This window comes from Tabrizicola oligotrophica, from assembly GCF_011008935.1.
In the GTDB taxonomy this organism is placed as follows: domain Bacteria; phylum Pseudomonadota; class Alphaproteobacteria; order Rhodobacterales; family Rhodobacteraceae; genus Tabrizicola_A; species Tabrizicola_A oligotrophica.
Genome location: NZ_JAAIVJ010000003.1, coordinates 211,473 through 236,811 on the forward strand (window position 1 = coordinate 211,473; position 25,339 = coordinate 236,811).

21 protein-coding genes and 1 pseudogene are annotated in these 25,339 nt (G+C 65.0%); 12 read left to right on the plus strand and 10 right to left on the minus strand.

Going from position 1 to position 25,339, the window contains the following annotated elements:
- Positions 1–33: 33 nt before the first annotated feature.
- From G4Z14_RS07505 to G4Z14_RS07515, 3 genes are all read right to left on the minus strand, one after another.
- Positions 34–1,098 (minus strand): PEP/pyruvate-binding domain-containing protein, encoded by a 1,065-nt coding sequence (locus G4Z14_RS07505; protein ID WP_164624278.1) that lies wholly within the window; start codon positions 1,096–1,098, stop codon positions 34–36.
- Positions 1,095–2,351: a cytochrome P450 gene (locus G4Z14_RS07510; RefSeq protein WP_164624280.1), complete on the minus strand. Its 1,257-nt coding sequence runs from the start codon at positions 2,349–2,351 to the stop codon at positions 1,095–1,097. Before G4Z14_RS07510 ends, G4Z14_RS07505 begins: the two co-directional genes overlap by 4 nt.
- 125 nt (positions 2,352–2,476) lie before the next feature.
- Positions 2,477–3,922, minus strand: a complete 1,446-nt coding sequence (locus tag G4Z14_RS07515) for a BTAD domain-containing putative transcriptional regulator (RefSeq protein WP_164624282.1) — start codon at positions 3,920–3,922, stop codon at positions 2,477–2,479.
- Positions 3,923–4,144: 222 nt separating this feature from the next.
- Here G4Z14_RS07515 and G4Z14_RS07520 point away from each other — a divergent pair, with 222 nt between their 5' ends.
- Genes G4Z14_RS07520 through G4Z14_RS07550 form a run of 7 tightly spaced genes read left to right on the plus strand, consistent with a single transcriptional unit; the run spans position 4,145 to position 11,215 of the window.
- On the plus strand, positions 4,145–5,728 hold the full coding sequence (locus G4Z14_RS07520) for a GMC family oxidoreductase (protein ID WP_164624284.1): 1,584 nt from the start codon (positions 4,145–4,147) through the stop codon (positions 5,726–5,728).
- Between the two features lie 56 nt (positions 5,729–5,784).
- Positions 5,785–7,038 (plus strand): ABC transporter substrate-binding protein, encoded by a 1,254-nt coding sequence (locus tag G4Z14_RS07525; protein WP_164624286.1) that lies wholly within the window; start codon positions 5,785–5,787, stop codon positions 7,036–7,038.
- 55 nt (positions 7,039–7,093) lie between these two features.
- Positions 7,094–8,050, plus strand: coding sequence for a branched-chain amino acid ABC transporter permease (locus tag G4Z14_RS07530; RefSeq protein WP_227751586.1), 957 nt, complete (start codon positions 7,094–7,096; stop codon positions 8,048–8,050).
- Positions 8,050–9,036: a branched-chain amino acid ABC transporter permease gene (locus G4Z14_RS07535; RefSeq protein WP_164624288.1), complete on the plus strand. Its 987-nt coding sequence runs from the start codon at positions 8,050–8,052 to the stop codon at positions 9,034–9,036. The genes G4Z14_RS07530 and G4Z14_RS07535 overlap by 1 nt, the downstream gene beginning before the upstream one ends.
- Positions 9,029–9,748, plus strand: a complete 720-nt coding sequence (locus G4Z14_RS07540; RefSeq protein WP_164624290.1) for an ABC transporter ATP-binding protein — start codon at positions 9,029–9,031, stop codon at positions 9,746–9,748. The genes G4Z14_RS07535 and G4Z14_RS07540 overlap by 8 nt, the downstream gene beginning before the upstream one ends.
- Complete coding sequence (locus G4Z14_RS07545) at positions 9,745–10,449, plus strand: ABC transporter ATP-binding protein (protein WP_164624293.1); 705 nt, start codon at positions 9,745–9,747, stop codon at positions 10,447–10,449. The genes G4Z14_RS07540 and G4Z14_RS07545 overlap by 4 nt, the downstream gene beginning before the upstream one ends.
- Positions 10,450–10,459: 10 nt before the next feature.
- Entirely contained in the window at positions 10,460–11,215 is a 756-nt protein-coding gene (locus G4Z14_RS07550) for an SDR family NAD(P)-dependent oxidoreductase (protein ID WP_164624296.1), read from the plus strand.
- A 439-nt stretch (positions 11,216–11,654) separates the two neighbouring features.
- Here the strand turns inward: G4Z14_RS07550 and G4Z14_RS07555 are convergent, their stop codons facing one another.
- Positions 11,655–14,018: a DEAD/DEAH box helicase gene (locus tag G4Z14_RS07555; RefSeq protein ID WP_164624300.1), complete on the minus strand. Its 2,364-nt coding sequence runs from the start codon at positions 14,016–14,018 to the stop codon at positions 11,655–11,657.
- 164 nt (positions 14,019–14,182) lie between these two features.
- Between G4Z14_RS07555 and G4Z14_RS19160 the strand changes: the two genes are divergently transcribed.
- Positions 14,183–14,563: an ATPase, T2SS/T4P/T4SS family gene (locus G4Z14_RS19160; protein WP_407703809.1), complete on the plus strand. Its 381-nt coding sequence runs from the start codon at positions 14,183–14,185 to the stop codon at positions 14,561–14,563.
- A gap of 416 nt (positions 14,564–14,979) precedes the next feature.
- Here G4Z14_RS19160 and G4Z14_RS19080 read toward each other — a convergent pair whose 3' ends face one another.
- The 4 genes and pseudogenes from G4Z14_RS19080 to G4Z14_RS07580 all read right to left on the minus strand — a co-directional run bounded on the left by G4Z14_RS19080 (position 14,980) and on the right by G4Z14_RS07580 (position 19,054).
- Positions 14,980–15,561, minus strand: a complete 582-nt coding sequence (locus tag G4Z14_RS19080; RefSeq protein WP_164624302.1) for a hypothetical protein — start codon at positions 15,559–15,561, stop codon at positions 14,980–14,982.
- A pseudogene (locus G4Z14_RS07570) lies at positions 15,558–15,845 on the minus strand (RHS repeat-associated core domain-containing protein); the annotation flags it as partial. The gene G4Z14_RS19080 and the pseudogene G4Z14_RS07570, both read right to left, overlap by 4 nt.
- 60 nt (positions 15,846–15,905) lie before the next feature.
- Positions 15,906–17,321, minus strand: coding sequence for an HlyD family type I secretion periplasmic adaptor subunit (locus G4Z14_RS07575; protein WP_164624306.1), 1,416 nt, complete (start codon positions 17,319–17,321; stop codon positions 15,906–15,908).
- Positions 17,318–19,054 carry a type I secretion system permease/ATPase gene (locus G4Z14_RS07580; RefSeq protein ID WP_164624308.1) on the minus strand — a complete coding sequence of 579 codons (1,737 nt, stop codon included), beginning with the start codon at positions 19,052–19,054 and terminating at the stop codon, positions 17,318–17,320. The genes G4Z14_RS07575 and G4Z14_RS07580 overlap by 4 nt, the downstream gene beginning before the upstream one ends.
- Positions 19,055–19,254: 200 nt before the next feature.
- On the opposite strand from G4Z14_RS07580, the gene G4Z14_RS07585 reads away from it, so the two are divergent.
- From G4Z14_RS07585 to zapE, 3 genes are read left to right on the plus strand one after another with little or no spacing between them, the layout of a single operon-like run.
- Positions 19,255–19,992: an MlaA family lipoprotein gene (locus tag G4Z14_RS07585; RefSeq protein ID WP_164624310.1), complete on the plus strand. Its 738-nt coding sequence runs from the start codon at positions 19,255–19,257 to the stop codon at positions 19,990–19,992.
- Complete coding sequence (locus tag G4Z14_RS07590; RefSeq protein WP_164624313.1) at positions 19,982–20,593, plus strand: ABC transporter substrate-binding protein; 612 nt, start codon at positions 19,982–19,984, stop codon at positions 20,591–20,593. The genes G4Z14_RS07585 and G4Z14_RS07590 overlap by 11 nt, the downstream gene beginning before the upstream one ends.
- Before the next feature lie 50 nt (positions 20,594–20,643).
- A complete protein-coding gene (zapE, locus tag G4Z14_RS07595; RefSeq protein ID WP_227751587.1) occupies positions 20,644–21,726 on the plus strand; it encodes a cell division protein ZapE in 1,083 nt (360 codons plus the stop codon).
- Positions 21,727–22,266: 540 nt separating this feature from the next.
- Here the strand turns inward: zapE and G4Z14_RS07600 are convergent.
- Both G4Z14_RS07600 and G4Z14_RS07605 read right to left on the minus strand, forming a co-directional pair.
- Positions 22,267–22,881, minus strand: a complete 615-nt coding sequence (locus G4Z14_RS07600) for an enoyl-CoA hydratase/isomerase family protein (protein ID WP_164624318.1) — start codon at positions 22,879–22,881, stop codon at positions 22,267–22,269.
- Complete coding sequence (locus tag G4Z14_RS07605) at positions 22,878–23,624, minus strand: SDR family oxidoreductase (protein WP_164624321.1); 747 nt, start codon at positions 23,622–23,624, stop codon at positions 22,878–22,880. Before G4Z14_RS07605 ends, G4Z14_RS07600 begins: the two co-directional genes overlap by 4 nt.
- A 73-nt stretch (positions 23,625–23,697) precedes the next feature.
- Here G4Z14_RS07605 and G4Z14_RS07610 point away from each other — a divergent pair, with 73 nt between their 5' ends.
- Positions 23,698–25,245, plus strand: coding sequence for a DUF2125 domain-containing protein (locus G4Z14_RS07610; RefSeq protein WP_164624323.1), 1,548 nt, complete (start codon positions 23,698–23,700; stop codon positions 25,243–25,245).
- Positions 25,246–25,339: the final 94 nt, after the last annotated feature.

A 25,339-nucleotide genomic window follows, 5' to 3' on the forward strand; every position in this document is an offset into this window, starting at 1 on the left:
TCCCTGAAACGGACTTTTGGTTGGACCGCGCAGCTAGCGCTTGACGGTCAAGGCAGAGTTCAGCGTGCCGACGATCCCCATAATGCCGGTTGCATAGGTCTTTTTCGGGGTTTCGGCCTTCTTCTGACTCCAGATGGTTTCGGGGCGCGATTGCAGCGCCAGAAGGTTTTCGCCTTCGGGCAGATCGGCATCTATCGCCCATTCCACGTCTTGCGGGCATTTGTTCTGCCGCTCCAGCCGCTTGGCCAGCGCGGCCACGGCGACCACCTCGGCGTCAGACAGGCACTGGATGCGGCGGCGGTCTTCGGGCACCTCGCGCTCCACCGCCTCGCCGCGGACGGCATCGCCCACCAGCTCGACATGCTTGTCGGAAATCTTGCGGTTGGTGATTTCCATCAGCACCTTTTCAACGGTGAAGTTGTCCGGCGTCACCACGCCCGAGACCACCATCTCGCCAAGGCCCCAGGAAGCGTCGATCACGATCTTCGTCTGGTCGCCGTTCACCGGGTCGATCGACATCACCACCCCGGCGGCGCGGGCGTTGACCATCTTCTGCACGCCGACGCTCATCAGCACGTCAATATGCGGGATGCGGTTCTTTTCACGGTAGGCCACGGCGCGGGTGGTATAAAGCGAGGCCCAGCAATCGCGGACTTTTTCCACCACCTGATCGGCGCCGCGCACCCAGAGGTAGGTGTCCTGCTGGCCGGCAAAGGAGGCGTCCGGCAGATCCTCGGCCGTGGCCGAGGAGCGCACGGCGACCGGCATGTCGGCGCCCATCTGGGCATAGGCGGTGCGGATCGCCGTCTCGACCGCCGGCGGCAGCTTGTGGCTGCGGATGCGGATGCGGATCGCCTGCGCAGCGCGGTCGACCTGATCAATGTCGAAGGGGTCGACCCCCGCGAGATGTCGTTCGATCTCGGCGCGCATGTCGTGATGGGCCAGCATCGCCTGATAGGCATCGGTCGTCACCGCAAAGCCTGGTGGCACGGCCACGCCGGCCTGCGTCATCTCGCCAAGGCTGGCGCATTTGCCGCCGACGCGGGCAAAATCGGCTTGGCTGATGCGGGAAAAATCCAGCGTGAAAAGATCGGTCATTTCCCCACCTCTGCTTTCCCCGTCTCCACCATGACCGATTGCGGCACGCGGAAGCCGAGGTTGCGATGATATTGCGCCTCGAACCCGTCGACGAGCTTCATGTCGGGGAAGCGTTCGGGAAGCTGCCGGAACAGTTCGGTGGCCTCCATCTTGGCCAACTGGAAGCCAAGGCAATAGTGGATGCCATAGCCGAACGACAGATGCGTGCGGGCGTTGGGGCGCGTCAGGTCCAGCTTTTCGCCGTCGGGGAACTGCGCCTCATCGCGGTTGGCAGAGCCGGTAATCATCAGGATTTCCGCGCCTTCCGGCAGGTCCACCCCGCCCACCGTGGCGGCATGGCGGGCCTTCCGGCGCCAGCCGACAACCGAAGGCGTGAAGCGCAGCATTTCTTCCACCGCATTGGGGATCAGCGCAGGGTCGGCCTTGAGCTGATCCCAGGCGTCGCGGTGCTGCATGATGGTCAGCACATAGTTGCCCATGAAGGTCGAGGTCGTCTCGTGGCCCGCAAAGAGCGTGGAGTAGAGGACGCCGGCGATTTCCTCGTCGGTGATCTCGGCCCCTTCGGCCTGCAGGCGCAGCAGGTCGGATGGAAAGTCGTCGCCCGGATTGGCGCGGCGCATGTCCAGAAGGTCGTGGATGTATTTCCAATAGGCCACCATGTCATGGGCAACCTCGACCTGTTCCTCGTCGGTCAATTCGCCCCAGGTCATCTTGCCGCGCGAGGCGCCATATTGCTTGATCTTCGGCACATCCGCGTCGGGAATGCCCATCAGGGTGAACAGCACATAGGCCGGCACCGGATAGGCCACCACCTCCCAGAAGTTGACCGGACCGTTCGCGCCCTTAGCCTCCAGCTCGTCGAGATGCCGGCGCACGATGCCTTCGATCTGCGGCTGGATCGACTTGAACCGGCGCGGGCCGAAACAGGACTGCGCCACCTTGCGGATGCGGGTGTGATCGGGGGGGACGCGGGCGGTCAGGCCGGAATAGGCGGTAAAGCCGCCGTCGGTCAGAACCTTGCGGCCCGCCTCGCACATCGCCCGCACCGGCTTTTGCGCGTTTTCGGAACTGAAGGTCTTGTAGTCGTCAAAGATCGCCTTGATGTCCTCATAGCGCGTCACGACCCAGTAGTTGGTCGGCTCGTGAAAGAAGATCGGTTCCTCCTTGCGAAGCTCGGCCCATCGGGCATGGGGTTTGTTCAGATCGAACGGGTCAAAGCCGTCAGACGGCGCGGCGCCTGCGTGGTCCTTCATCGCGGTATCCTCCCTGATATGCCGGGCCGCTCTCTCCCAAAAGCTGAGCCTGACATGTTGAGAATCAGCCTAAGTCCGGTGGCTTTGGTTTTTCTTTGGTGATTTTTCGGGATCGGCGGAAACCCTCAACCCGCTTTGGAAAGCTCGCGGTAAAGCGATTTGATTTCAAGCCCTTCGCTGGCGCCGATCGCCTCCAGCGCCGCGCGGTATTGCCGGTATTGCCGGTGCATGGCATCCAGCCGGCCCTGCGCGACGAAGATCTTCATCGCCTCGGCGTTGGCGCCTTCGCTGGCCGGGTCGATGCTGAGCGCCTTCTGACAATGCGCCAGCGCCTCGCGGGTGCGGCCCGAGGACATGCAGACCTTGGAGAAGTCGTATTGCAGCTTCACCGCCATTTCACGCAGCCAGATCCGGCGCGGCATGCACCAGTCGTCGGTTTCGGACCGCACATATTCCAGCGGCAAATCTTCAAACAAATCGCCCCCATAAAGCTGGTCGGCCGCGGCATAGACCCGCAACGCCGCATTCAACTCGCCCCGCTTGTAGAGCGACAGGCCGCGGCGGCAGAGCTGCTCGAAGGTGTCGATGTCGATCCAGCTTCCGGGCGGGGCGCTCAGCCGGTAGGTCTCGCCCACCCGCTCCACCGCGCCCGGTTCGCCCAGCGTCTTGCGCAGCATGGCGACGGTGTGGTGCAGCCGGGTGCGCTTCACCTCCTCCGATTCGCCCTCGGGCCAGAGGAGTTCGCCAAGCTGGTCGGCATGGGCGCCCTTGTCACCGCTTTGCAGCAGATAGGCGAACAGCGTCCGGGTCTTTTTCGGCGCGCCGCCGGGAAGCTGCCAGTTCACTTCCTGCCCTCCGATGAAGACCTTCAGCCGGCCAAGGCAATGCACATGCCAGCGCGCCGCCTTGGCCGGGTTGCCAAGCCCGGCGCGCGGCGGGGCAAGCCAGGACGGCGTCGCGCCGCGGGCAAACATCTGGCCCTGCTGGCGGCGGGCCAGAAGCCCGGTATAATCGGGCACCACCCGGCCCAGCATGAAGGAAAGCTGTTCATCCAGCGCGCCGCCTTCCAGCAGGCTGGCGGGAATCCAGTAGGGGTTTTCGTAAAGTCCCGAGGGCGCGAGGAATTGCCGGTGCGCGCGCAGCGCGGCCTGAATCTGCTCCTCGATCGTCAGGTCCTGATTGTAGAGCGAGATCACCGGCAGGTCGAAATGCGCCGCCAGCCGGTCGGCCACGCCGCCCCAGTTCTCCAGCCCGGTGACGCCTTGCAGGTTGCCGACGACCCAGCCCATGTCGACCACCAGCGCGGCGATGCCGCGGGCCTTTTCCAGCTCTTGCCGCAGCCGCACAAAGGCCTCTTCCGGGTCCATCGGCGAATGGTCCAGCCCGGCTTGATCGAAGCTGATCCGCCGCGCGGCGGGCATGTCCGGCAAGAGCCGCAAATCGTCGCTGACCAGCCAGGTCTTGCCGGGGCTGGCCATCAGCGCCAGCGCCTTGGCGACAAAGCCGGCCACCGCGAAATCGGCGATCAGCGCGGCATTGATGCGTTCGTCAGGTTTGGGTTTGCGGGCCATGGGTTCTCTTTCTTTGGGAAAACTATAGTCGGTGACCGGCAAATGTCCAAAGAAAATCCAAAGATAACCCGTTAAGCTGATTCGCAGGAGACCCCGGAAAACCGGGGCTGGGAGGTTCTGACGGAAAGCATGGGTCCGGCGTTTGCCGGGGCGCTGGCCTTGTGCGGCCAGTGCAGGGATGCCCCATGGCCGCAGCCTCTGGAACAGGAGTTGGCGCGGCGCATGTCGGTTGAGGGTTCGTTCGATTACGTCATCGTCGGCGCCGGGTCATCCGGGGCGGTGCTGGCCAATCGGCTGTCGGCCGATCCGCGCGTCTCGGTCTGCCTGATCGAGGCCGGACCGGCCGACCGCAGCCCGTTCATCACCGTGCCGCTGGGCGTGATGAAGCTGTCGAAGGATGCCCGGCTGAACTGGCTTTACACCTCGGCGCCGCAGGTGGCGCTGGACGGGCGCGAGGTGTCGATCCCGCGCGGCAAGGTGCTGGGCGGCTCCTCGGCGATCAATGGCATGATCTACATCCGCGGTCACCGGGCCGATTATGACGGCTGGGCGGCGGCGGGCTGCACTGGCTGGGGCTATGACGAGGTGCTGCCGTTCTTCCGCCGTTCCGAGGACAACCGCCGCGACGGCATCGACCCGCAGCATCACGGCCGGGGTGGCGAGCTGGCGGTGTCGGACCTGCGCGACGCGAACCCGGTGGACCGCGATTTCATCGCGGCGGCGGAGCAGTTGCAGTTCCGCCCCTGCCCGGATTTCAACGTGGCCGAGCCCGAGGGCATGGGCATCTATCAGGTGACGCAGGCAGCGGGCAAACGCCATTCCACCGCCCGCGCCTTCCTTGCCCCGATCAAGGCGAGGGCGAACCTGCACATCCTGACCGGGGCCGAGGTTCTGGGTCTGGTGCTGGCGGGCAAACGCGCCACGGGCGTGACGCTGCGCCGGGCCGGGCAGACTGAAACCGTCACCGCCCGAGGCGAGGTGATCCTGTCCGCGGGGGCCATCGGCTCGCCCGACATTCTTTTGCGCTCGGGGATCGGGGGCGGGCTGGCGCATGACCTGCCGGGCGTCGGCCAGAACCTGCAGGATCATGTCGACTGCATGGTGATCTGCCAGAGCCGCTCGCGCACGCCCTATGGCATCTCGGTCGCCGCCCTGCCGCGGCTGGCGCTGGAGGGCGCGCGCTGGGTGTTCGGCAACCGCGGGATGCTGGCCTCGAACATGGTCGAGGCCGGGGGCTTTGTCCGCACCTCGCCGGCCGAGCCGCGCCCCGACATCCAGTTTCACATCATTCCGGGGCGCAAGAGCCACCGGGGCCGGATGGTGGAATATGGCCACGGGGTTTCGGTGCATACCTGCGTGCTGCGCCCCGACAGCCGGGGCTCGGTGACACGCGGCGGCGCGGACGGGCCGCCCCGCATCGACCTTGGCCTTTTGACCGATGACCGGGACATGCAACGGCTGCTGAAGGGTGTGCGCCTTGCCCGCCAGATCCTGCGCCAAGGGCCGATGGCCCGCCATGGCCTGACCGAGATCATCCCCGGCGACAATGTGGAAAGCGAGGCGGAACTGCGCGCCTATATCCGCGCCAATGCCCGCACCGTCTATCACCCGGTCGGCACCTGCGCGATGGGCACCGGCCCGATGGCCGTCACCGATCCGCGCCTGCGCGTCCACGGCCTGCAGGGGCTGCGCGTGGTCGATGCCTCGATCATGCCGACCATCGTGTCGGGCAACACCAACGCCCCCGCCATCATGATCGCCGAGAAAGCCGCCGAGATGATCCTTGAGGATCGCAGGACCGCCTGAACCACCACCGGCCACGGGAGAGCCGGGTCAACCGAAACCAAACGGGAGGAACGCAGATGAAACTGAGAAACGGACTGGCCGGGGCCTTTGCCCTTGGCCTCGGCATGATCGCGGGGGCCGCCTTTGCCGCGCCCTCCTGCGGCGCCAACACCGGGCAGGCCGCGACCGGCGCGCCGATCATCGTCGGGGGCATCTTCTCGAACGGGGCGCCGGGGGACTGGTCGTCATCGACCGATGCGGCGGCGGCCTATTTCGCCTGCGTCAACGCCAATGGCGGCATTGGCGGGCGGCCGATCGAATATCATGTCGAAGATGACCAATGGAACCCCGAAGCCGCGGCGGCCGCGGCCGCCAAGCTGGTGAATGACCAGAAGGCCGTGGCGATGGTCGGCAACGGCTCGTTCACCGAAATGGCAGTGAATGCGCAGACTTATGTCGATCAGGGCATCATGGCGATGGCCTCGGCCTGCGCGATTTCGGAATGTTTCGAGACGCCGAACCTTGTCTCCACCAACCAGGGCCCGCTCGCCTCGAACCTGGGCGCGGCGCAATATGCGCAGGAGGAACTTGGGTCGAAGAATGTCGCCTGCATCGGGCTGAACATCCCGAACAACGGCATCTGGTCGTGCCAGGCGGTCATCGACTACATGACGTCGAAAGGCGGCACCGGCAGCATGGCCATGCTGAACCCCGGCGCGCCGGATGTGAACTCGGCGCTTCTGGAGGCGGTGGCCTCGGGGGCCGACACCATCCTGATGAACCTGCCCGCCGGGCTGGCGCTGGCCGTGCTGAAGGCGGCGCAGGAACAGGACCTGCGCGATGCCTACACTTGGATCGCGCCGACGCCGCTTTACGACCTGTCGGTGCCGGATGCCGTGGGCGAATACTGGCACGGCAAGATCTGGGTCAACGCCGAGCTGGCGCCGATCAATCAGGGCGGGCCGGATGGGCAGAACTGGCTGGCGGTGCTGGACGCCTTCGGCAAGGCCGACGATCCGCGCGACACCTTCAGCCAGGCCGGCTATCTGTCGGCGCAGTTCTTCGTGAAGGCGCTGCTGGAGATGGACCCGGCGGGCCTTGATGACCGCGCCGCGGTGACCGCCGCAATCAAGGGCATCAAGGGTTATACCTCGGATCTGATGTGCGGTCCCTACTATGTCGGCGACGCGGCTTTCCACCAGCCGAACCACGCGGGCCAGATGGTCAAGGTCGTGGCAGGTGGGTTCGAAGTGGTGCGCCCCTGCTATGAATATGACAGCGCCTATTTCGACCGCCACAAGGAGGTTGAAAAGGCTCTTGGCCTGAACTGAGCCAACTGCCCCCGGCCCGCAATCCGGGCCGGGGGTCTTTGCAAGAGGGGCAAGGATGACGCGCGGCGCAATGGTGAACTGGCTGGTCTATGCCGCCCTGATGGCGGGCATCTGGCTTTGGCTGGCGGGCGGCATGCCCTTCAAGGTGACGGGGATGTTTCTGGCCTCGGGGCTGGCCATCGGCTCGCTTTATGCGCTGGGCGGCATCGGCATGGTGGTGCTGTATCGCGCCTCGGGCGTGCTGAACTTTTCCGCCGGCGCGGCGGGTGCGGCCGGGGCGATGACCGCATGGCAACTGGGGCAATGGGGGGTCTGGCCGCCGCTGGCCTGGGCCGGTTGCATCGGTGTCGCGCTGGCGCTGACGCTGACCTATGGCCGCTATCTCGCGCCGCTTCTGGCATGGCGCGAGACCGTGGTGAAGGCGGTGGCGACGCTGGGCTTTGCGCTGATCATCCTCGGGCTTGTCAGCTTTATCTGGATCGACGATCCCCGCAGTCTGGAACTGCCCACCGACCAGATCGGCATCGTGCTGTTTGGCCTGCGCGTCACTGCGACCCGGCTCCTGGCCTTTGCTGCCGCCATTGGCATTGTCGTCGGCATCTGGGCCTTTCTGGGTCGCACCGAGATTGGCCTGCAGATGCGCGCCGTTGCCAATGCGCGCGACCTGTCCGCGCTTCTCGGCATTCCCATTCGCCGGGTGGAGACCATCGCCTGGGGCATCTCGGGCCTCCTGGCCGGCTTCACCGGGCTGATGTTCGCCAACCTGATCCGGCTGGAGCCGGTGGTCATCACCTTCATGGTCATTCCCTCGATCGCCGCTGCGCTGGCGGGCCGGCTGAACAGCCTTGCCCTCGTGCTGGTCGGGGGGCTTTCCATGGGAGTCATCGAAAGCCTGCTGACGCTGTCGCCCACCCTGAAGGGCGTCCGCCCCATCGCCCCCTTCGTCATCGCCGCCCTTGTGCTTCTGTGGTCGCAGCGCGGCACGAAACTCACCTTCGGAGGGCGCGACTGATGGACCGTTCGCTGTTCCGCCTTACCGCTTCGGGTGCCTCGGGCCTGAGCTTTGCGGCGCTGTGCTTTGTCTTTCTGCCGATGCTGGCCGGCTCTTACTGGCTGTCGATCTTCACCTCGGCGGCGATCTTCGCCATGGCGATTTCGGGCGTTGCGTTCATGTATGCCCGTCTTGGCATGGTCAGCCTGACGCAAGTCGGGCTGATGGGGCTTGGCGGCTGGGTCACGCTGCGGCTGAACCACCTCTGGGACCTGCCCTTCGAGGTGAACATGGTGCTGGCCGCCCTTGCCACCATGATCTGCGGCTGGGTGCTGGCGCTGCCGGCGCTGAGGATGCGCGGGCTTTATCTAGCGCTGGTCACGCTGATGGCCGCCGGGGGGCTGGAGATCCTGTTCGCCACCTACCAGTTCCCGAACGGCGGGACAGGGTTCTGGGGCGTCAAGATCGGCTCCACCGCGCCCTTCCGTCGCCCGGCGCTGGCGCAGTCGCCCGAGGCCTATCTGCGCTACTGCATCGCCATTGCCACGCTGGGCTTTCTGTTCATCGAAGCCCATCGCCGGCTGTTTCCCGGCCGCGCCTGGGCGCTGATCCGCCGGTCCGAGGCCGCCGCCATGGCCGCCGGTGTCAACGTGACGCTCTACAAGACCTGGGCCTTCGGCATCGCCGGCGCGATTGCCGGAGCGGCGGGCGCGCTGCTGGCGGGGAGCCTTGGGCTTCTTGATGACGGCACCTTCCGGTCGTCGGAATCGATCATGCTCTTTGCGCTGGCGGTGGTCGGCGGGGCGCGGTTCTGGCTGGGCGCGGTGATCGCCGCCGTGCTGTTCCGGGTGCTGCCAGGGCTTCTGAACACCTGGGGCGTCGATACCGATCTGGCCTTCGTGATCTTCGGCGCGGGGCTGTTGCACGCGCTCATCACCGCGCCGAACGGCATTGCCGGGCAGGTCCATGACCTTGTGGCCAAAGTGCGGGGCAAGCGCCATGATTGAGATCGACGCCGTCACCGTCCGCTTTGGCGGGCTTGTCGCCCTGAACGAGGTCTCCGCCCGCCTGACCGCGCCGGTCGCCGGGATCATCGGGCCGAACGGGGCGGGCAAGACCACGCTGATGAATGTGGTCTCGGGCTTCATCACCGCGAAATCGGGGCGGGTGCTGGTCGAGGGGCAGGACTTTCTTCGCCTCGCGCCGCACCGGCGGGCGCAAGGTGGGCTGCGCCGGTCGTTCCAAAAGGAACAGATCGCCGATGATCTGACGGTTCTGGAAAATGTGCTGGTTCAGACCGACTGGTCGCTGACCAACGCGCGCGCCAAACGGGCCGAAGCGATGGAGATGCTGGCGGTGGTGGGCCTTGCGGACCGCGCCCACAAGATCGGAGCGGCGCTTTCGGGCTTTGAACGCCGCCTCACCGACGTCGCGCGCTGCATGGCGGGCAGGCCCCGGCTCATCATGTTCGACGAACCGGCAGGCGGGCTTTCGGTGGAGGAAACCCGGCAACTCGGCGATCTTGTTCTGCAAATTCACGGGCTGACCGGGGCGCAGACCGTCATCATCGACCATGATGTCGAGCTGATCAGCCGCATCTGCGCCGAAACACTCGTGCTGGATTTCGGCCGCCGCATCGCCTTTGGCCCGACCGCCGAAGTGCTGGCCGATCCGAAGGTGAAAGCCGCCTATCTGGGCACCGAGGAGGGGATGCAATGACACTGGTGGTCACAGGGCTGGTGGTGCAGGACGGAAACCGAACGGCGGTTCACAATGTCGACCTGACGGTGGAGCCGGGCAAGGTCACCGCTGTCATCGGCGCCAACGGGGCGGGCAAGTCGGAACTGGTGCTGGCGCTGGCGGGCGTGCTGCCCGTCACCGGCGGCGAGGTGCGGCTGGACGGGGCGGCGCTGACCGGCAAGGGGCCGGAGGCCATCCGCCGCGCCGGCATCGCCGCCGTGCCCGAAGGCCACCGGGTGCTGACCGACCTGTCCATCGACGACAACCTGCGCGCCGCCGGAAGCCTGATCCGGGGCGGGCTGGCCGAGCGGCTGGCGGAAACCTATGCGGTCTTTCCCGAACTGGCCGAGCGCAAGGCCCAGCTTGCCGGCACGCTCTCGGGTGGGCAGCAGCAGATGGTGGCGCTGGCCCATGCCCTGATGAGCCGGCCGCGCTTCCTTCTGATCGACGAAATGTCGCTGGGCCTTGCGCCGCTGATCGTCAAGCGGCTTCTGGGCGTGGTGACGGATCTCAAGGCCAGGGGCGTCGGCATCCTGTTGATCGAGCAGTTCACCGACCTTGCACTGGGCATTGCCGAAAGCGCCGTCGTGCTGCGCGGCGGCAAGATGCGCTATAACGGCCCGGCAAGCGCATTGGCCGAGGATTCCCGGCTGTTGCACGAGGCCTATTTCGGGATCTGAAGGAGGCAGGATGTTCGGACTTCAGGGCAAGACCTGTCTCATCACCGGTGGCGCGGGCAGCATCGGGCTGGCCTCGGCGCAACTTTTGCAAAGCCATGGGGCGCTGGTTGCCTTGGTAGACCGTGACGAAGATGCTCTGGACAAGGCCGCCCAGACGCTTTCCCCCGGCGCTCTGTCCATCGCCGCCGATGTCGCATCGGAACCTGACACCGCCCGCTATGTCGCCGAAACCGTCGCGCAGTTCGGCAAGATCGACGTGCTGTTCTCCAATGCCGGGAACTTCGGCACCGTGGCCCCGATCGAGACCTATCCGACCGAAACCTTCGACGCGGTGCTGGCGGTGCATGTGCGCGGGGCGTTTCTCGCGGCGAAACATGCCGTGCCACATATGGGCACGGGCGGCAGCATCATCATCACCTCGTCAGTCGCAGGCCTGCGCGGCGATCCTGGCGTCTACGGCTATATCACCGCCAAACACGCCCAGACCGGGCTGATGCGGGTCTTGGCCAAGGAACTTGCGCCGCGCGGCATCCGGGTGAACACCATCAACCCCGGTCCGGTGGCCAATGCCTTTCAGCAAAGGGTCGAAGACGACCTGACCCCGCTTCTCGGCCGCGATGCCACGCAGTTCTTTGACGCCAACATCCCGATGGGCCGCCACGCCAGACCCGAGGAAATTGCCGCCTCGGTGCTGTATCTCGCTTCCGACCAATCGGCTTTTACCACCGGGCTGATCCTGTCGGTCGATGGCGGGATGAGCGTTTAGGATGCAGCCCCGCCCGCTGCCGGCAGCTGCGGTAATGCTCAGGTTGTTTGTTTCAGCTACTGCATTTGATCTCTGAAGATGGCGTTTGCGATGGCGAGCACGCGCCCTGCAATTGCGATGAGTCTGCGCGGTCTTCCCTTTGTCACGTAGGCGCCGGACATTGTTTGCGAAGGGGCTGGCGGCGCGCGGCGCCGAAGGGATCTGTGCCACGCCATTGCCGCCCTAGTGGGCGCGGAGCGGGGCGATCCCGTCCGCTGAGGCGATAGCCTTGCGGTCCAACTGGCCCAGGTCGGGCAGATGGGCCGGTGGTGGCCCTGTCCGAGGACCGGCCTGACTTGTTCAGGCCGGCACAGGGGCTCACCACCGGTTCCAATCCTGGCATGTGACAACCAGACAGGAAGGTGCCGGGTGTTCGGGCTGGCGCTTGTGGCGCTGCCGGTTACTTCTTTTTCGGCGGCACGAAGCGTTTGGAGGTGTCGCGCGCATCGGTTCTGGGCGCGGCCGGTTTTGCCTTGGCGAAGGGCTTCTTGCCTTCGGCGGCGTGGCTCTTGAAGCCCGCGGCCTTGGCCGGCCCGGATTTCTTGGCGAAAGGCCGGGCCTCGGCGCCGTCCTTGCGCGGGGCATAGGGGCGTTTTTCTTCGCCGTAGCTGTCGCTGCGCGGCTTGGCAGGGCCCTCGCTGCGGTGGCTCTTGTAGCCCTCGGCGCGGGCCGGGCGGTCGGCCGAGCCGCCATGGGACTTGTAGCCAGCCGATTTCGGCGCCGGCTTGTCCCCGGCACTCCAACGCGGCTTGCGCTCGTCATCCTCGCGTTTGGCATAGGGCTTCGGCCCATCCTCGCTGCGCTTGGGGTAGGGCTTGCGCTCGCCATCCTCGCGCTTGGCGTAGGGCGCGCGCGGCGCCTCATCACGCTTGGCGTAGGGCTTGCGATCCTCGCCATCGCGCGAGCCATAGGGCTTGCGCTCGCCGGCGGCGCGCGGAGCATAGGGTTTGCGCTCGCCGTCCTCGCGGGGCGCGTAGGGCTTGCGCTCGGCAGCCTCACGCGGGGCGTAGGGTTTGCGCTCACTCTCTTCGCGGGGTGCGCGTGGCGGGCGGGCGGGGCCGTCGCCCTCGTCCTCGATAAAGCGCGAGGGCTTGGGCGTGTAGACCGGCTTGTCGGCGCGCGGCGCACGGGGCGCACGCGGAGCCGGAGCGCCACGCGGTGCCCGTTCGGGGCGTTCAAGGTTCGGCTCGCCCGCGATCTTTTCCATGCTCAGGCCGGATTCCAGCTCTTGCGCGGCGGGGAAGCGCCCGGCAACGGCTTCGGCGATCTGGACGAAGGTTTCGTCCTGTTGCACGCGGATTGCGCCGATGCTGTCCCGCGAAATGCCGCCTGCCTCGCAGATCTTCGGCAAAAGCCAGCGCGCCTCGGCGCGGCCGGTGTGGCCGACCGACAGCTTGAACCAGGTCGAGGGGCCGAACTCGCCACGCTCGCGTGGGGCGCGCGGTTCGGCGGGGGGCAGGGCGTCGGACAGCACCTCAGGGGCCGAGCGGCCCTCGCGCCACATCCGCACGAAGGCGGCGGCGACCTGTTCGGCGCCGAAGCGCGACAGCAGGGTGTCGGCCATCGCGGCCTCGTCGCCGGGGGCAGAGGCCAGGGCGGGATGTTCCAGAATGCGCAGGTCATCCTTGGCCTGCACATCGTCGGCGCTGGGGGCCGGGCCCCATTCGGCGACAACCTTGGCGCCCGCCAGCAGGCGTTGGGCCTTGCGGAATTCGGACGGCGCGGCGATCAGCGCCGAGACGCCCTTCTTGCCGGCGCGGCCCGTACGGCCCGAGCGGTGCAGCAGCGTTTCAGAGTTTTGCGGCAGGTCGGCGTGGATCACCAGCTCCAGCCCCGGCAGGTCAATGCCGCGCGCGGCAACGTCGGTTGCAATGCAGACGCGGGCGCGGCCGTCGCGCAGCGCTTGCAAGGCGTGCATGCGTTCGGTCTGGCTGAGTTCGCCCGACAGCGCCACAACCTGAAAGCCGCGGTTGCCCATGCGGGCCAGAAGGTGGTTCACATTGGCGCGGGTCTTGCAGAACACGATCGCCGTGCGCGCCTCATAGAACCGCAGAATGTTGAAGATCGCATGTTCGCGGTCGCGCACGGCGACCGAGATGCCGCGATATTCGATGTCGGAATGCTGCTTGGCCTCGCCCTGCGCCACGATCCGCAGCGCGTCTTTCTGGAAGGTCTGCGCCAGTTTGGCGATTTCCTGCGGCACGGTGGCCGAGAACATCAGCGTGCGGCGGGTGTCCGGCGCAGCGGCGAGGATGAATTCCAGATCTTCGGCAAAGCCGAGGTCGAGCATCTCGTCGGCCTCGTCCAGCACCACCGCCTTGATCCCAGACAGATCAAGGCTGCCGCGTTCGATATGGTCGCGCAGGCGGCCCGGCGTGCCGACGACGATATGGGCGCCACGATCGAGCGCGCGCTTTTCGGTGCGATAGTCCATGCCGCCGACGCAGGTGGCCAGCTTGGCGCCGGCCGAGCCATAGAGCCATTCCAGCTCGCGCGCGACCTGCTGGGCCAACTCGCGCGTCGGCGCGATGATGAGAGCGGCAGGGGTGTCGGCATAGAGAAGCTGGTCGGCGCCGTTCAGGATTTCCGGGGCAATCGCCAGACCGAAGGCCACTGTCTTGCCCGAGCCGGTCTGCGCCGACACCAGTGCGTCGCGCCCGGCGACACCATCGGCCAGAACGGCCTCTTGCACGGGGGTCAGGGATGCGTAGCCACGGGCCGACAAAGCCGCCGCGAGCGGCGCGGCGATATTCAGGTTCTGCATGTTCATTTCCAAAAGGGGGGCGGTCTTGCCGCCCGAGGGCACCAGTCCGGCACCTTTCCCCTTTGCTGGCAGCCGGGCCTCCCTGCCCGAACGCTGCCCAAGGATGCTTGCGCCGATGGGGGGCCATAACGGAAAAGGTGGCGCCTGTATAGCCCCGCCTGCGCGTGCTGCGGGGGATTTTGCGGCACGACCCGAATGTGATCCTGATCGGGGAAATCCGCGATGAGGAGACCGCCGAGATTGCGGTTCGGGCGGCGCAGGTGGGGCGGCTGGTCTTGTCGACCCTGCACACCAATTCCGCTGCCGGGGCAGTGACGCGGCTGGTCGATCTTGGGGGTGCCGGAGTTTTTGGTGCGCGATGTTTTGCGCGGCGTGCTGGGGCAGGAGTTGCTGGTCACCCCCTGCCTGGCTTGCAGCGGGGCGGGCTGTGCTGCATGCGGCGGGGCGGGGGTGGGGGAGCGGCGCTTGGCGGCGGAGTTGTGGGAGGGGTGAGGGGGTGTCCCGAGTCGGGACATTATTTTTGTTGTTTCATTTCAATCGGATAGGGTGGTTGGATTAGAGGTTTGTTAGGGTTTGGCGTCGGGTGTCTTGGGCACAGCGTAGCGCACAAATTGCGTATACTATGGCATGCCTACCTTCTTTAGACCATTTTGGAGGCTTCGCATTGAAATAGGTCTGTCAATCCTGTCATTTGCCGCTAGCCATTTACTAAAGGCGTTTATCGGAGGTTTAAACAATAAAGCTCCGTGAGGCTTAATGTCGGAATACCTCAATACACAGGTTCTAAACTCCTCCTTGGTCATCGTTTGAGCGCTGTCACTAAAGAGATCGTTGGAAGTCAAGAACTCAAAAAGCGAGTCGATCAACTTTACGGAGTGTTCGTAAAATTCTGGAATGTGCTCAACCGACTGCAACATCAACGCGAAGCTTGTAATCGCTCTGTCATTCCTTTCTGAAGTGCTCATGGTCTTCGCTCCACTCTGCTGATTAGGCCCGATATCTCAACAAGATTGCCAGTTGTCCGATCCCGAACAAAAACACTGCTGTTCGCATGTATTGATGCTTCACGACTGAGTTGTTGCCTTTTCGAGGCGTTCATACTTGTGACCTCAATAGGGTTCCCTACGACTTTTCCGTCCTTGATGACAACAATGTCAAGTCTTCGGCCCCTGTTATCATCTCCCTTTAGAATTTTTCCATTCGAGTCCCTAAGGTATTGCTCGGTTTGCACGCTCGCACCTGGGTTCTTGGCCTTCTGTATGGCAACTTCCTCTGCTTGTCTCCGTGCACCATCAATTTGGTTTTGTCGAATACCGCGAGGGCGGTCTAAGATGGCATCGGCTACTTTCTTTCCAACTGCAACGTTCCGCCTTGACATGTCGGTCATCATGTCAAGGACTTGCATAGACAGGCTCATGATCTCATTGACCGTGGAATGGTCGATTTGAGACTGGATTGCATCTCTCTCAGCAACCAAATCGGCAATGTCAGAAGGGTCAATACTTTCTCCGTTCGACATTGCGTCGTATGCCGAGTCGATCATGCCAGACAGTTGGTCGTGCTGCCGCTCGAGCGACCCCAGCGTTTCATTCCCCCCGGATCCATCTTGTTGACCGGATCCCCAAACGAATAGGCATACCGGTTGGTCCCGACGCCGGGTTTGGTGACTTCGAACCAATCCGGCTGGAGGAACATGCCAAGCTCGGGGTCGTAGTAGCGGGCGTTGAGGTATTGGAGGCCCGTTTCAGGATCAAACCGCTCGCCTATCCAGCCTTTGTCCTCGCGGTCTTCAGGTCCCGTGGCGAGATTGATGGTTGCCACCCGCTCGCCAAAGGGCTTGCAGACCGTCGCCGGGTGCCGCTGCCCTTGCCGCTTTCGCCCGCGCCCTCAGCTTTCGCGGAAAGCGACCGAGAAGTAATCGGTGAAGGGCTTCAGCAGATAGGCCATCGGGCTGCGGGCGCCGGTTTCGATGAAGGCTTCAACCGGCATGCCCGGGATCAGGGTCAGGCCTTCAAGCCGCTGCATCTCGCCGGGGTCGAGCACGATTTCGGCCTTGTAGAAGGCCATCTTGGCCTGTTCGTCCACCAGTGCATCGGCGGAAACCGAAACCACATGGCCCCAGAGTTCCGGCGTGGTGCGCGACGAAAACGCCGGGAACATCAGCCGCACTTTCTGGCCGACATGCACTTCGTCGACGTGGATCGTCTGCACCTGCGCGTTGATGACCAGCGGCCGGTCCTGCGGGATGAGATACAGCACCGGCTCTGCCGCCCGGATAACCGAGCGCGGCGTGGTTACGGCAAGGCCCAGAACCGTACCTGACACCGGCGCGCGAATCTCCAGCCGGGCGATCTGTTCGGACAGGGCGCGGCGGCGTTCGGCCAGTTCCAGCACCTTGGCGCCGATGTCGCGCAACTGGGTGTTGGCCTCTTCACGGCGCACGGCGGCCAGCCGCAAGACCTCCAGCTCGACTTCGGTCGCCCGGCCCTCGGCCTGCGCGCGCGAGGATTGCAGCTCGCCGACCGAACCCTGCAGGCGCGAAGCTTCGCGCTCCAGCGCCAGCACGCGGGACGATTGCGCCAACCCCTTTTCCAGCAGGCTGCGCTGGTCGGAAAGCTCTTGCTCGATCAGCGCCAGCTGTTCGGACAGCGAGGCGACCTGCGCGTCGATACCTTCGATCTGGGCGGCAATCTGGGCCGAACGTTTCTGCAACTGTTCGGACTGCTTCAAGATCGTTTCACGGCGGGCGACGAACAGGCTGCGCTGCCCTTCGACCAGTTCGGCAACCTCCGGCCGCTCCTTGGCCAGTGCCGCGATCTCGCCGGAAAACACCGGCTCTGCCGCGTCGTCGCGTTCGGCTTCCAGCCGGACCGAGCGGGCCATGACCTCGAACAGCTGGCCCTCGACGATGGCGAGTTCCGATTTCACCAGCGCCCCGTCAAGCCGGATCAGAAGATCGCCCTGCTTGACCGGCTGGGCCTCTTTCACCGCGATTTCGGCCACGACGCCACCATCGGGGTGCTGCACGATCTGGCGGTTCTGCGACACCTCGATCTGGCCCGAGGCCACGACCGCGCCCGAGATTTCCGACAAGACCGCCCAAAGGCCAAAGCCAAAGACCAGCACGCCCGCCGTGATGCCGCCCAGCAACAGCGATTTGCGCGCCGAAAGCAGATCCTGCACCTCGGCCTCGGTTGGCGGCTTCACCGGGGCGGCGAGATCGGTCCTGGCCGGTTTCGCCGGCAGCTTGGCGTCCTTTGCCTCGACGGCCCCGTCGGCAGGTTTCTTGCGCAACAGGCTCATGACACGCCTCCCGGCCCGGCAGAGCGGACAATTTCCGTGTGATTCTTGACCATTTCCTTCAGCACCTGATCGCGCGGGCCAAAAGCGCGACGCATGCCATCCTCGATGACCAGCAACAGGTCACATTCCTGAATGGCGGCGGGGCGGTGCGCCATGATGATGACCGATCCGCCAGCGGCTTTCAGGCTGCGGATGGCGACGTTCAGCGCCACCGTACCGTCATTGTCGAGGTTCGAGTTCGGCTCATCCAGCACCAGCAGCACCGGGTTGTCGTAAAGCGCCCGGGCAAGGCCGATGCGCTGGATCTGGCCGCCGGAAAGCCGCCCGCCAAGTGTGGAGACGCGGGTGTCATAGCCTTCGGGCAGACGCAGGATCATCTCATGCGCGGCGGCTTTCTGGGCGGCCTCGACGATCTTGGCGCTGTCCGCGTTCGGATGCAGACGGGCGATGTTTTCGGCAATCGTCCCCTCGAACAGCGTCACGCGCTGCGGAAGATAGCCGATATAGCTGCCCAGAACGTCAGGATCATACTGATCCAGCGCCGCACCATCCAGCCGCACCTTGCCCGCGGCGGGGCGCCAGACGCCGATGATGGCGCGGGCCAGCGTGGATTTGCCGGCGCCCGACGGCCCGATGATGCCAAGCGCCTGGCCTTCACCCAACTGGAAGGTCACGCCACGCAGAACGGCCTGGGTTTCTCCCGGCGGCACCACCGAAAGCGCCTGCACGTCCAGGTTGGCGCGCGGGCGCGGCAGGGCGGTGCGCTGCGGTTCCGGCGGCACGCGGGTCAGGAGTTCTGCCAGACGATGCGTGCCTTCCTGCGCCCGGGTCACCATGGCCCACTGGCTCACCGCCTGCTCGATCGGTTGCAGCGCCCGTCCCATCAGGATCGAGCCGGCAATCATCGCGCCGGGCGACAGTTCGTTCTGCAACACCAGCCATGCGCCCACGCCCAGCATGGCCGATTGCAGGAACAGTCGGAACGTCTTTGACACCGAGCCGAAGCGGCCGCCAAGATCGCCGGCCTTGAGGCCCTCGGCCAACGCCGCGCCGCGCGCCTTGTGCCAGCGCTGGAAGGCCGCGCCGGTCATGCCAAGGGCCTGCACCGCCTCGGCCTCGGTCTTGATGAGATCGGACATCCGCTCGGCCTGCAGGGTCAACCCGTTGGTGCGGTTGACCGGGGCCTGGGTCATGCTCTGGTTCAGGATCGTGACGGCGATCAGGAAAGCGCCACCAGCGACGGCCAGCCAGCCCAGAAGCGGATGAAAGACGAAGATCGCGGCCACGAAGAACGGCGTCCAGGGAATGTCGAAGATCGCCATCAGCACCGGCGAGGCCCAAAGCCTCTGCACTGCCTCGAGATCGCGCTGGGCGGCAAGTCCGACCTGATCGGTCGGCATCAGTGCCAGTCGCTTCATCGCGGCGGCAAAGACCCGGCGGTCCAGCTTGTCCTGCATGGCCGCGCCGATGCGGGCCATGACCCGGCCGCGGGCGTGGTCAAGCAGACCCATGGCCAGAAACAGGAAGCCGACCAGCAGGGACAGCGCGACCAGCGTCGCCTCGGACCGGCTGCCCAACACGCGGTCATAGACCTGAAGCATGTAAAGCGGCCCGGTCAGCATCAGAAGGTTGACCAGAACCGAAAAGAGACCCACCGCCCAGAACAGCTTGCGATGATCGGCCCGTGCGGCCTTCAGCTCGGCATAGCCCCGAGCGAATTCACTTTGAGACATGCGTCCCCCTGCCTGCTGCCCGCGGATGCCAAACTGGCATCGGCGGAAAATGTCCTGCGTCACCCGATGGCCACGTTTGGCCGTTGTCTTGGTCCGGGTGGCAACTTATCCCTTGCCTTCCGCGGCGCCAGTCTATGCTAGCTTGCTTCCGGCGGGAACCTAGACCCATGCAGCTTGCGATTCCATCACTTTCGATGCCCATGACACGGAAATTTGTGCCCTCGGTTCTGCTCTGTTGCCTTGTCGGCGCAGGGTTTTGCGGATGTTCGCGGACGGTCGATCCGATGGCGACGCGCGATCCGCTTGAGCCTTTCAATCGGCAGGTTCACGCCTTCAACCGAAGCGTTGACGAATTCGTGCTGCGACCGATGGCGGTTTCGGCCAAGGGGAATGGAGAGCTGGCCGAGCGGATCAGTGATTTCTCGGCCAACCTCGGCAAGCCCGCGGATATCGTGAACAACGTGCTGCAATTGCGGCTGGTGAAGGCGGGCGAGAACGTGTTGCGCTTTGGCATGAACACCGTTTTTGGCGTGGGCGGGCTGTTTGATGTGGCGACCGCCGCCGGCATGCCGGAAAACGACACCGACTTTGGCGAAACCCTGCATGTCTGGGGCTTTGGCGAAGGGGCCTATCTTGAGGTTCCCTTCATCGGGCCCTCGACGACGCGCGATCTTGCCGGCTCGCTGGTCGATCTGGCGATTGACCCGCTGAACCATCTGAACCGCGATCAGGTGCGCGGCGCAACTGTCGCCCGGCTGGCCTCAAGGATTGGTGACCGCGGGCGCTATTCCGAACTGGTTGATTCCGTTCTATATGAAAGTGCCGACAGCTATGCGCAGGCGCGTCTTCTGTATTTGCAGAACCGCCGCTACAAGCTGGGCCAGACTGCGGACGAAGGCAACTTCGTTGACCCCTACGAGGACCCCTATGCTGAATGACACCTCCACCCTTTCGCGCCGCCGCTTCGCGGCCGGTCTGGCGCTTGGCACCGTGGCCTTCGCCTTGCCGATGCGCGCCGCAGCGCTGACGGTGGATCAGGCCCGCTCGCTGATTGACAAGGCTGTGGGCGACATCAACGCCGTCATCGGCTCGGGCAAGTCCGAAAGCGCGATGATCGGCGATTTCGAGCGCATCTTCGCCAAATATGCCGACGTGCCGGTCATTGCGCGTTCGGCCCTTGGTCCGGCCGCGAAACAAGCCTCCAAGGCGCAGATGAGCGCCTTTACCAAGGCGTTTCAGGGCTACATCAGCCGCAAGTACGGCCGTCGTTTCCGTGAATTCATCGGCGGCACCATCGAAGTGACCGACGCCAAGCCGGTGAAAAGCTACTATGAAGTGATCTCGATTGCCCGGCTGAAGGGCGAAGCGCCGTTCGACCTGCGCTGGCATGTGTCGGATAAATCCGGCTCGCTCAGGTTCTTCAACCTCATCATCGAAGGCGTGAACATGCTGGCCAGCGAACGTGCCGAAATCGGCGCCATGCTGGACAAGCACAAGGGCGACGTGGACGCGCTGACGGCGGCACTGAAGAACACCTGATCCTTGCAAGCCGGGCTTTCCTGCCAGAGCGGGGTGCGGTATACGATAGTATGCAGATGACCCTGACCGAGATCTATGACGCCAAGGCGGCCGCAGGCGCATTGCGCCCTGATCCGGCGCAGCACGCGGTCTTGCCGGCGCTGGAGGCTTTGCGGATCTGGCTTGAGGCCAACGCGACACGCAAGGTCGGGCTTTTTGCCGGGCTGTTCGCCAGACCTGTCACGCCGCCACCGGGGCTTTACCTTTGGGGCGGGGTCGGGCGCGGCAAGTCCATGGTGATGGACCTGTTCGTCGAAAACACCGCGATCAGCCAGAAGCGCCGGGTGCATTTCCACGCCTTCATGCAGGAAATCCACCACGGCATGCACGAGGCCCGCAAGCAGGGCGTGGACGATGCCCTGGCCCCGGTTGCCGAGGCTGTGGCGCGCGACATCCGCCTTCTGGCCTTTGACGAAATGCAGATCACCGACATCACCGACGCGATGATCGTCGGGCGGCTGTTTGAAAAGCTGATGGCGGCGGGGGTGGTGATCGTCACCACCTCGAACCGGGCCCCGGAAGAGCTGTACAAGAACGGCCTCAACCGCCAGCTTTTCCTGCCCTTCATCGCCATGCTGCGCGACCGGCTGCAGGTGGTGGAGCTGGAAAGCCCGAACGACTATCGCCAACACCGTCTGGCCGGCGCGCAGGTCTATTTCCACCCTTCCGGCAAGGTGAAGGGCGAAATTCAAGGCATTTGGGACGACCTCACCGGCGGGGCGCCGGGCATGGCGCTGGTTCTGCCGGTCAACGGCCGCACCATCGATGTGCCGCGTTTTGCCAATGGCGTGGCGCGGGCGACGTTTTGGGATCTCTGCTCCCGTCCGCTGGGCCCCGGCGACTATCTGGCCATTGCGCAGGCGGTGCGGGTGCTGATCCTTGAGGATGTTCCCCAGCTTTCGGCGGAAAACTACAACGAGGCCAAGCGCTTCGTCACGCTGATCGACGCGCTTTACGAATCCAGGGTGCGGCTGATCTGTTCGGCCGCCGATGTGCCGGAGCGGCTTTATCTGGAAGGTTCGGGCGCCTTCGAATTCGAACGCACCGCCAGTCGCCTGCGGGAAATGCAGGGCGCGGGTTGGGGACAGGACTGACGGCCGGCGCTTGTTCGCGGCGAGGCGGGCTACACGAGGCCAAAACCCTCTCCCCATCCCCCTGTGCCTTCACAGATGACGTGCAGCACAGCTGAGGTTGTGTTGCGAAGGACAAGCCATATATGCACCTGAGCGGCGTGGAGCGGCTTTGCGATGCGCCATTTTGCACAATGCTGCCACTGCCACAGAGCGCAAGCCTCGGCGCGGCATCACAGATCCTGACTGCCCTGCCCGCCGCTTGCTGACACACGACAACAGCGGCAAGTTCGTCGCCCATGCCGGGATCGTGACCCACCTCACCCTCGCCTGCTGGCCCTTCGCGCCCCAACGCCCCCCGGCAGAAAGACAGCGCCGGAAACGCGGCGATCTCAGGCGCGTCCTGCCCCGCAAAACCTCGCAAAGACCGAATTTGACTGCAGGCTCGAACCATACATCGAGACACCCGGAAGATTCCTCGGATACAAACCTCCCCAAGCGAAGTTTTCAATCAAACCCTTGCACTTCAAACGTGGACCGAGAGGCAGCGGCCGGGGGACTGGTTCAGCCGATCATCGCCTTGATCGCCGCGGCGTGTCCCGGTTTGGCGACCAGCACATCGGCGGCCAGCGTCTTTGCGGTTTCCATCAGCGCGTCACCCGGCACGATGCGGTCGATCAGACCGCAGGCCAGGGCCTCCTCGGTCTCGATCCGCGCGCCGGCCATCAGGATCAGCTTGGCGCGCGCCGGACCGACCAGCGCCACCAGCCGGGCGGGGTCGGACGGCTGGGGCAGGAACCCGAGCTTCATCACCGGGTAGAAGAATTTCGCACCCGGCACCGCCAGTCGCAGGTCACAGGCCAGCGCCATGCCCATCGACCCTCCCGCGAGCGTGCCATTCAGCGCCGCGATGGTCAGACCGGGGAAGCCCGCGATGGCCGCGGACAGACGCTCCCAGACCGGATCGGTCGCCAGCCCGGCGCGGGCATCGTCCAGATCGGCCCCGGCAGAAAACACCTTGCCCGTGCCGGTCAGGATGAGCGCCGCTACACCAGCAGCGCGCGCCGCATCCACGGCGTCGGCAAGCGCGGTCAGCATGGCCTTCGTCACCGAATTGGCCTTGTCGGGGCGGTTGAGTGTCAGCACCCACAGCCCGGTATCGCGTGAAATCTCGATCATGAGTAAAGCCCCGCTGCCTTGCGCACCGCTTCATCGCGCAAGGAGATGTCGTTGCCAAGCCATGGATCGGCCTCCGGCCCGCACATCCACAACAGCGCCCGTGCAGGCCAGCGTGCCGGGATATGCACAGAGGGGTCCAGCTGGCTGACCGGGTTGAGACCGCTCGCCTTGATCTTGACCTGCATTTCGGTCGCCACGGTTCCGGGTGACAGGCCCAGAACCCGGATGCCGTGCGGGCCTTCCTCCAGATGTGCAGCCTGTGTCAGCATCAGGGCTCCGGCCTTGCCGGCGCAATAGCTGGACCAGCCCTCATAGGCGTTGCGCGCCGCGCCCGACGAGACCGTGATGACCGTGCCGCCACCTTGCGCCCGCATCACCGGCAGCGCCGCGCGCATGCCGTGAAACACGCCTTTCAGGTTCACATCAATGCCGCGGCCCCAGGCCCCGGGCTCTGCCTCGGCCAGCCGGGCAATCGGTTCGATGGTGCCGGCGTTGTTGATGAACACATCCAGCCTGCCGAAATGCTGCACCGTCGTCGCCACCGCCCGCTGCACCGAACTCCAGTCGGACACATCGCAGCGCAAGGCGAGCGCCTGCGGCCCGATCTCGGCGGCAAGCGCGTCAATCTCGGCCCGGTTCCGCGCCAGAAGCACCACCTTGGCGCCAGCTTCGGCGAAAACGCGCGCCGCCGCCGCTCCGATCCCGCGGCTGGCGCCGGTTATCGCCACCACCTTACCCTGCATCACGCACCTCTTGCTGGCCCCCGCCCCAGTGTTACCCCATGGCAAAGCCGAAGGGGAACCGCCGATTTGAAGCTTGACGCTGGTCTGCGGCGGGCGGATGTTTCGGGCGATCCATTTCTCGCAAAAGGGCTTCAAGATGCAACCGTGGAAATTGGCCGGCAGCGCCGCCATTCTGGCCCTGACGACCGGCACCGCCGCCCTTGCCGATGTGACGCCGGAAGAGGTCTGGCAAAGCTGGCAGGACTTTTTCGCCACCTCGGGCAGCACTATCACCACCGGATCGGCGGCGCGGGACGGCGACAGCCTGGTCATCACCGATTTCAAGGCCGCCTTTGACGGCGCAGAAGGCAAGGGCGAGACCGCCATTGCCGAGATCCGCCTGCGCGACAAGGGCGATGGCACGGTCGAAATGACCCTGTCGGAAGAGGCGAGTTTCTCGTCTTCCTCGCCGGGAAGCGAGGGCGGCAAACCGCGGGGGGCAACCGGCACCATGAAGATGCCCGGCCTTGTCGGCACGGTTTCCGGTTCTGCCGAGGATATGGCCTATGCCTTTGATTTCCCAAGTGTCGAAATCGCGCTGGAACCGAGCGAGGATGGCAAGCCGGTGGGCACGTTCGGTGTTCTGCTGTCAGGCAGCACCTCCAGCTATCACCTGACCGGGCCGGCCGAGGCCAAGGTGTTCGACGGCAGCTTTACCGCGGCTTCGGCGGCGATGAACCTTGAAGGCAAGGATGAGGCGACAACCTTTATGGGCTCCGTCAATGTCGCCGATCTGTCAGGCTCGACGAAGGGCACCTTCGCCGGTGTCGAACACGAGGACATCGCGGTGGCGCTGGGCAAGGGCTTTGCGCTGGACAGCAGCCTGTCGTTCGGCGCGCTGAGCTATGATTTCGACATCACCGACGACACCGGCCCGGCCAAGCTGACGGGCGGGTCGGAAGGCGGGTCGTTCCAGATGGCGATGGACGCGGCGAAAATGCTGCTGGCCGCGGCAGGCAAGAACGTCGAAGTCACCTTCTCGGGTGCGCAACTGCCATTCCCCGAGGTGAAGCTGACCTATGCCGAAAGCGGCTTCAACCTGACCATGCCCCTGTCGAAATCCGACGAGGCGCAGGAGTTCTCCTTCCTCACCAAGATCGTCGACCTGCAGGTCTCCGAGGAAATCTGGGGCATGTTCGACCCGACCGCGGCGCTGCCGCATGATCCGGCGACCGTGGTGATCGACACGGCCGGCAAGGCGCGGCTGAAGGCCGACCTGATGGCGACGCCGGAAGGTGGTCAACCGGACGGCGAGCTTCTGGCGCTGGATGTCAAGGATCTGACCGCGCGCATTGCCGGGGCGGAACTGACGGGCAACGGGGCCTTCACCTTCGACAACACCGACCTTGCAACCTATGACGGCCTGCCGGCGCCGACCGGGACGCTGGATCTGAAGATGACAGGCGGCAACACGCTGCTGGACAAGCTGGTGGCGATGGGTCTGGTCAGCGAGGATGAGGTCATGGGCATCCGCATGATGGTCGCCATGTTTGCCAAGGCGGGCGAGGGTGAGGATGTGCTGACCTCGACCCTGGAGTTCAAGGACAAGCATTTCTTCGCCAACGGCCAACAGCTGCAATAGCCGTCGCAGAAGGCAGGGGCGGCCCCGTATCGGGTGGCCCCCTGCTTTGGCCTTGCGGACCGGCCGCGCTTGTGGCCCAAAGCACGGGACAAAG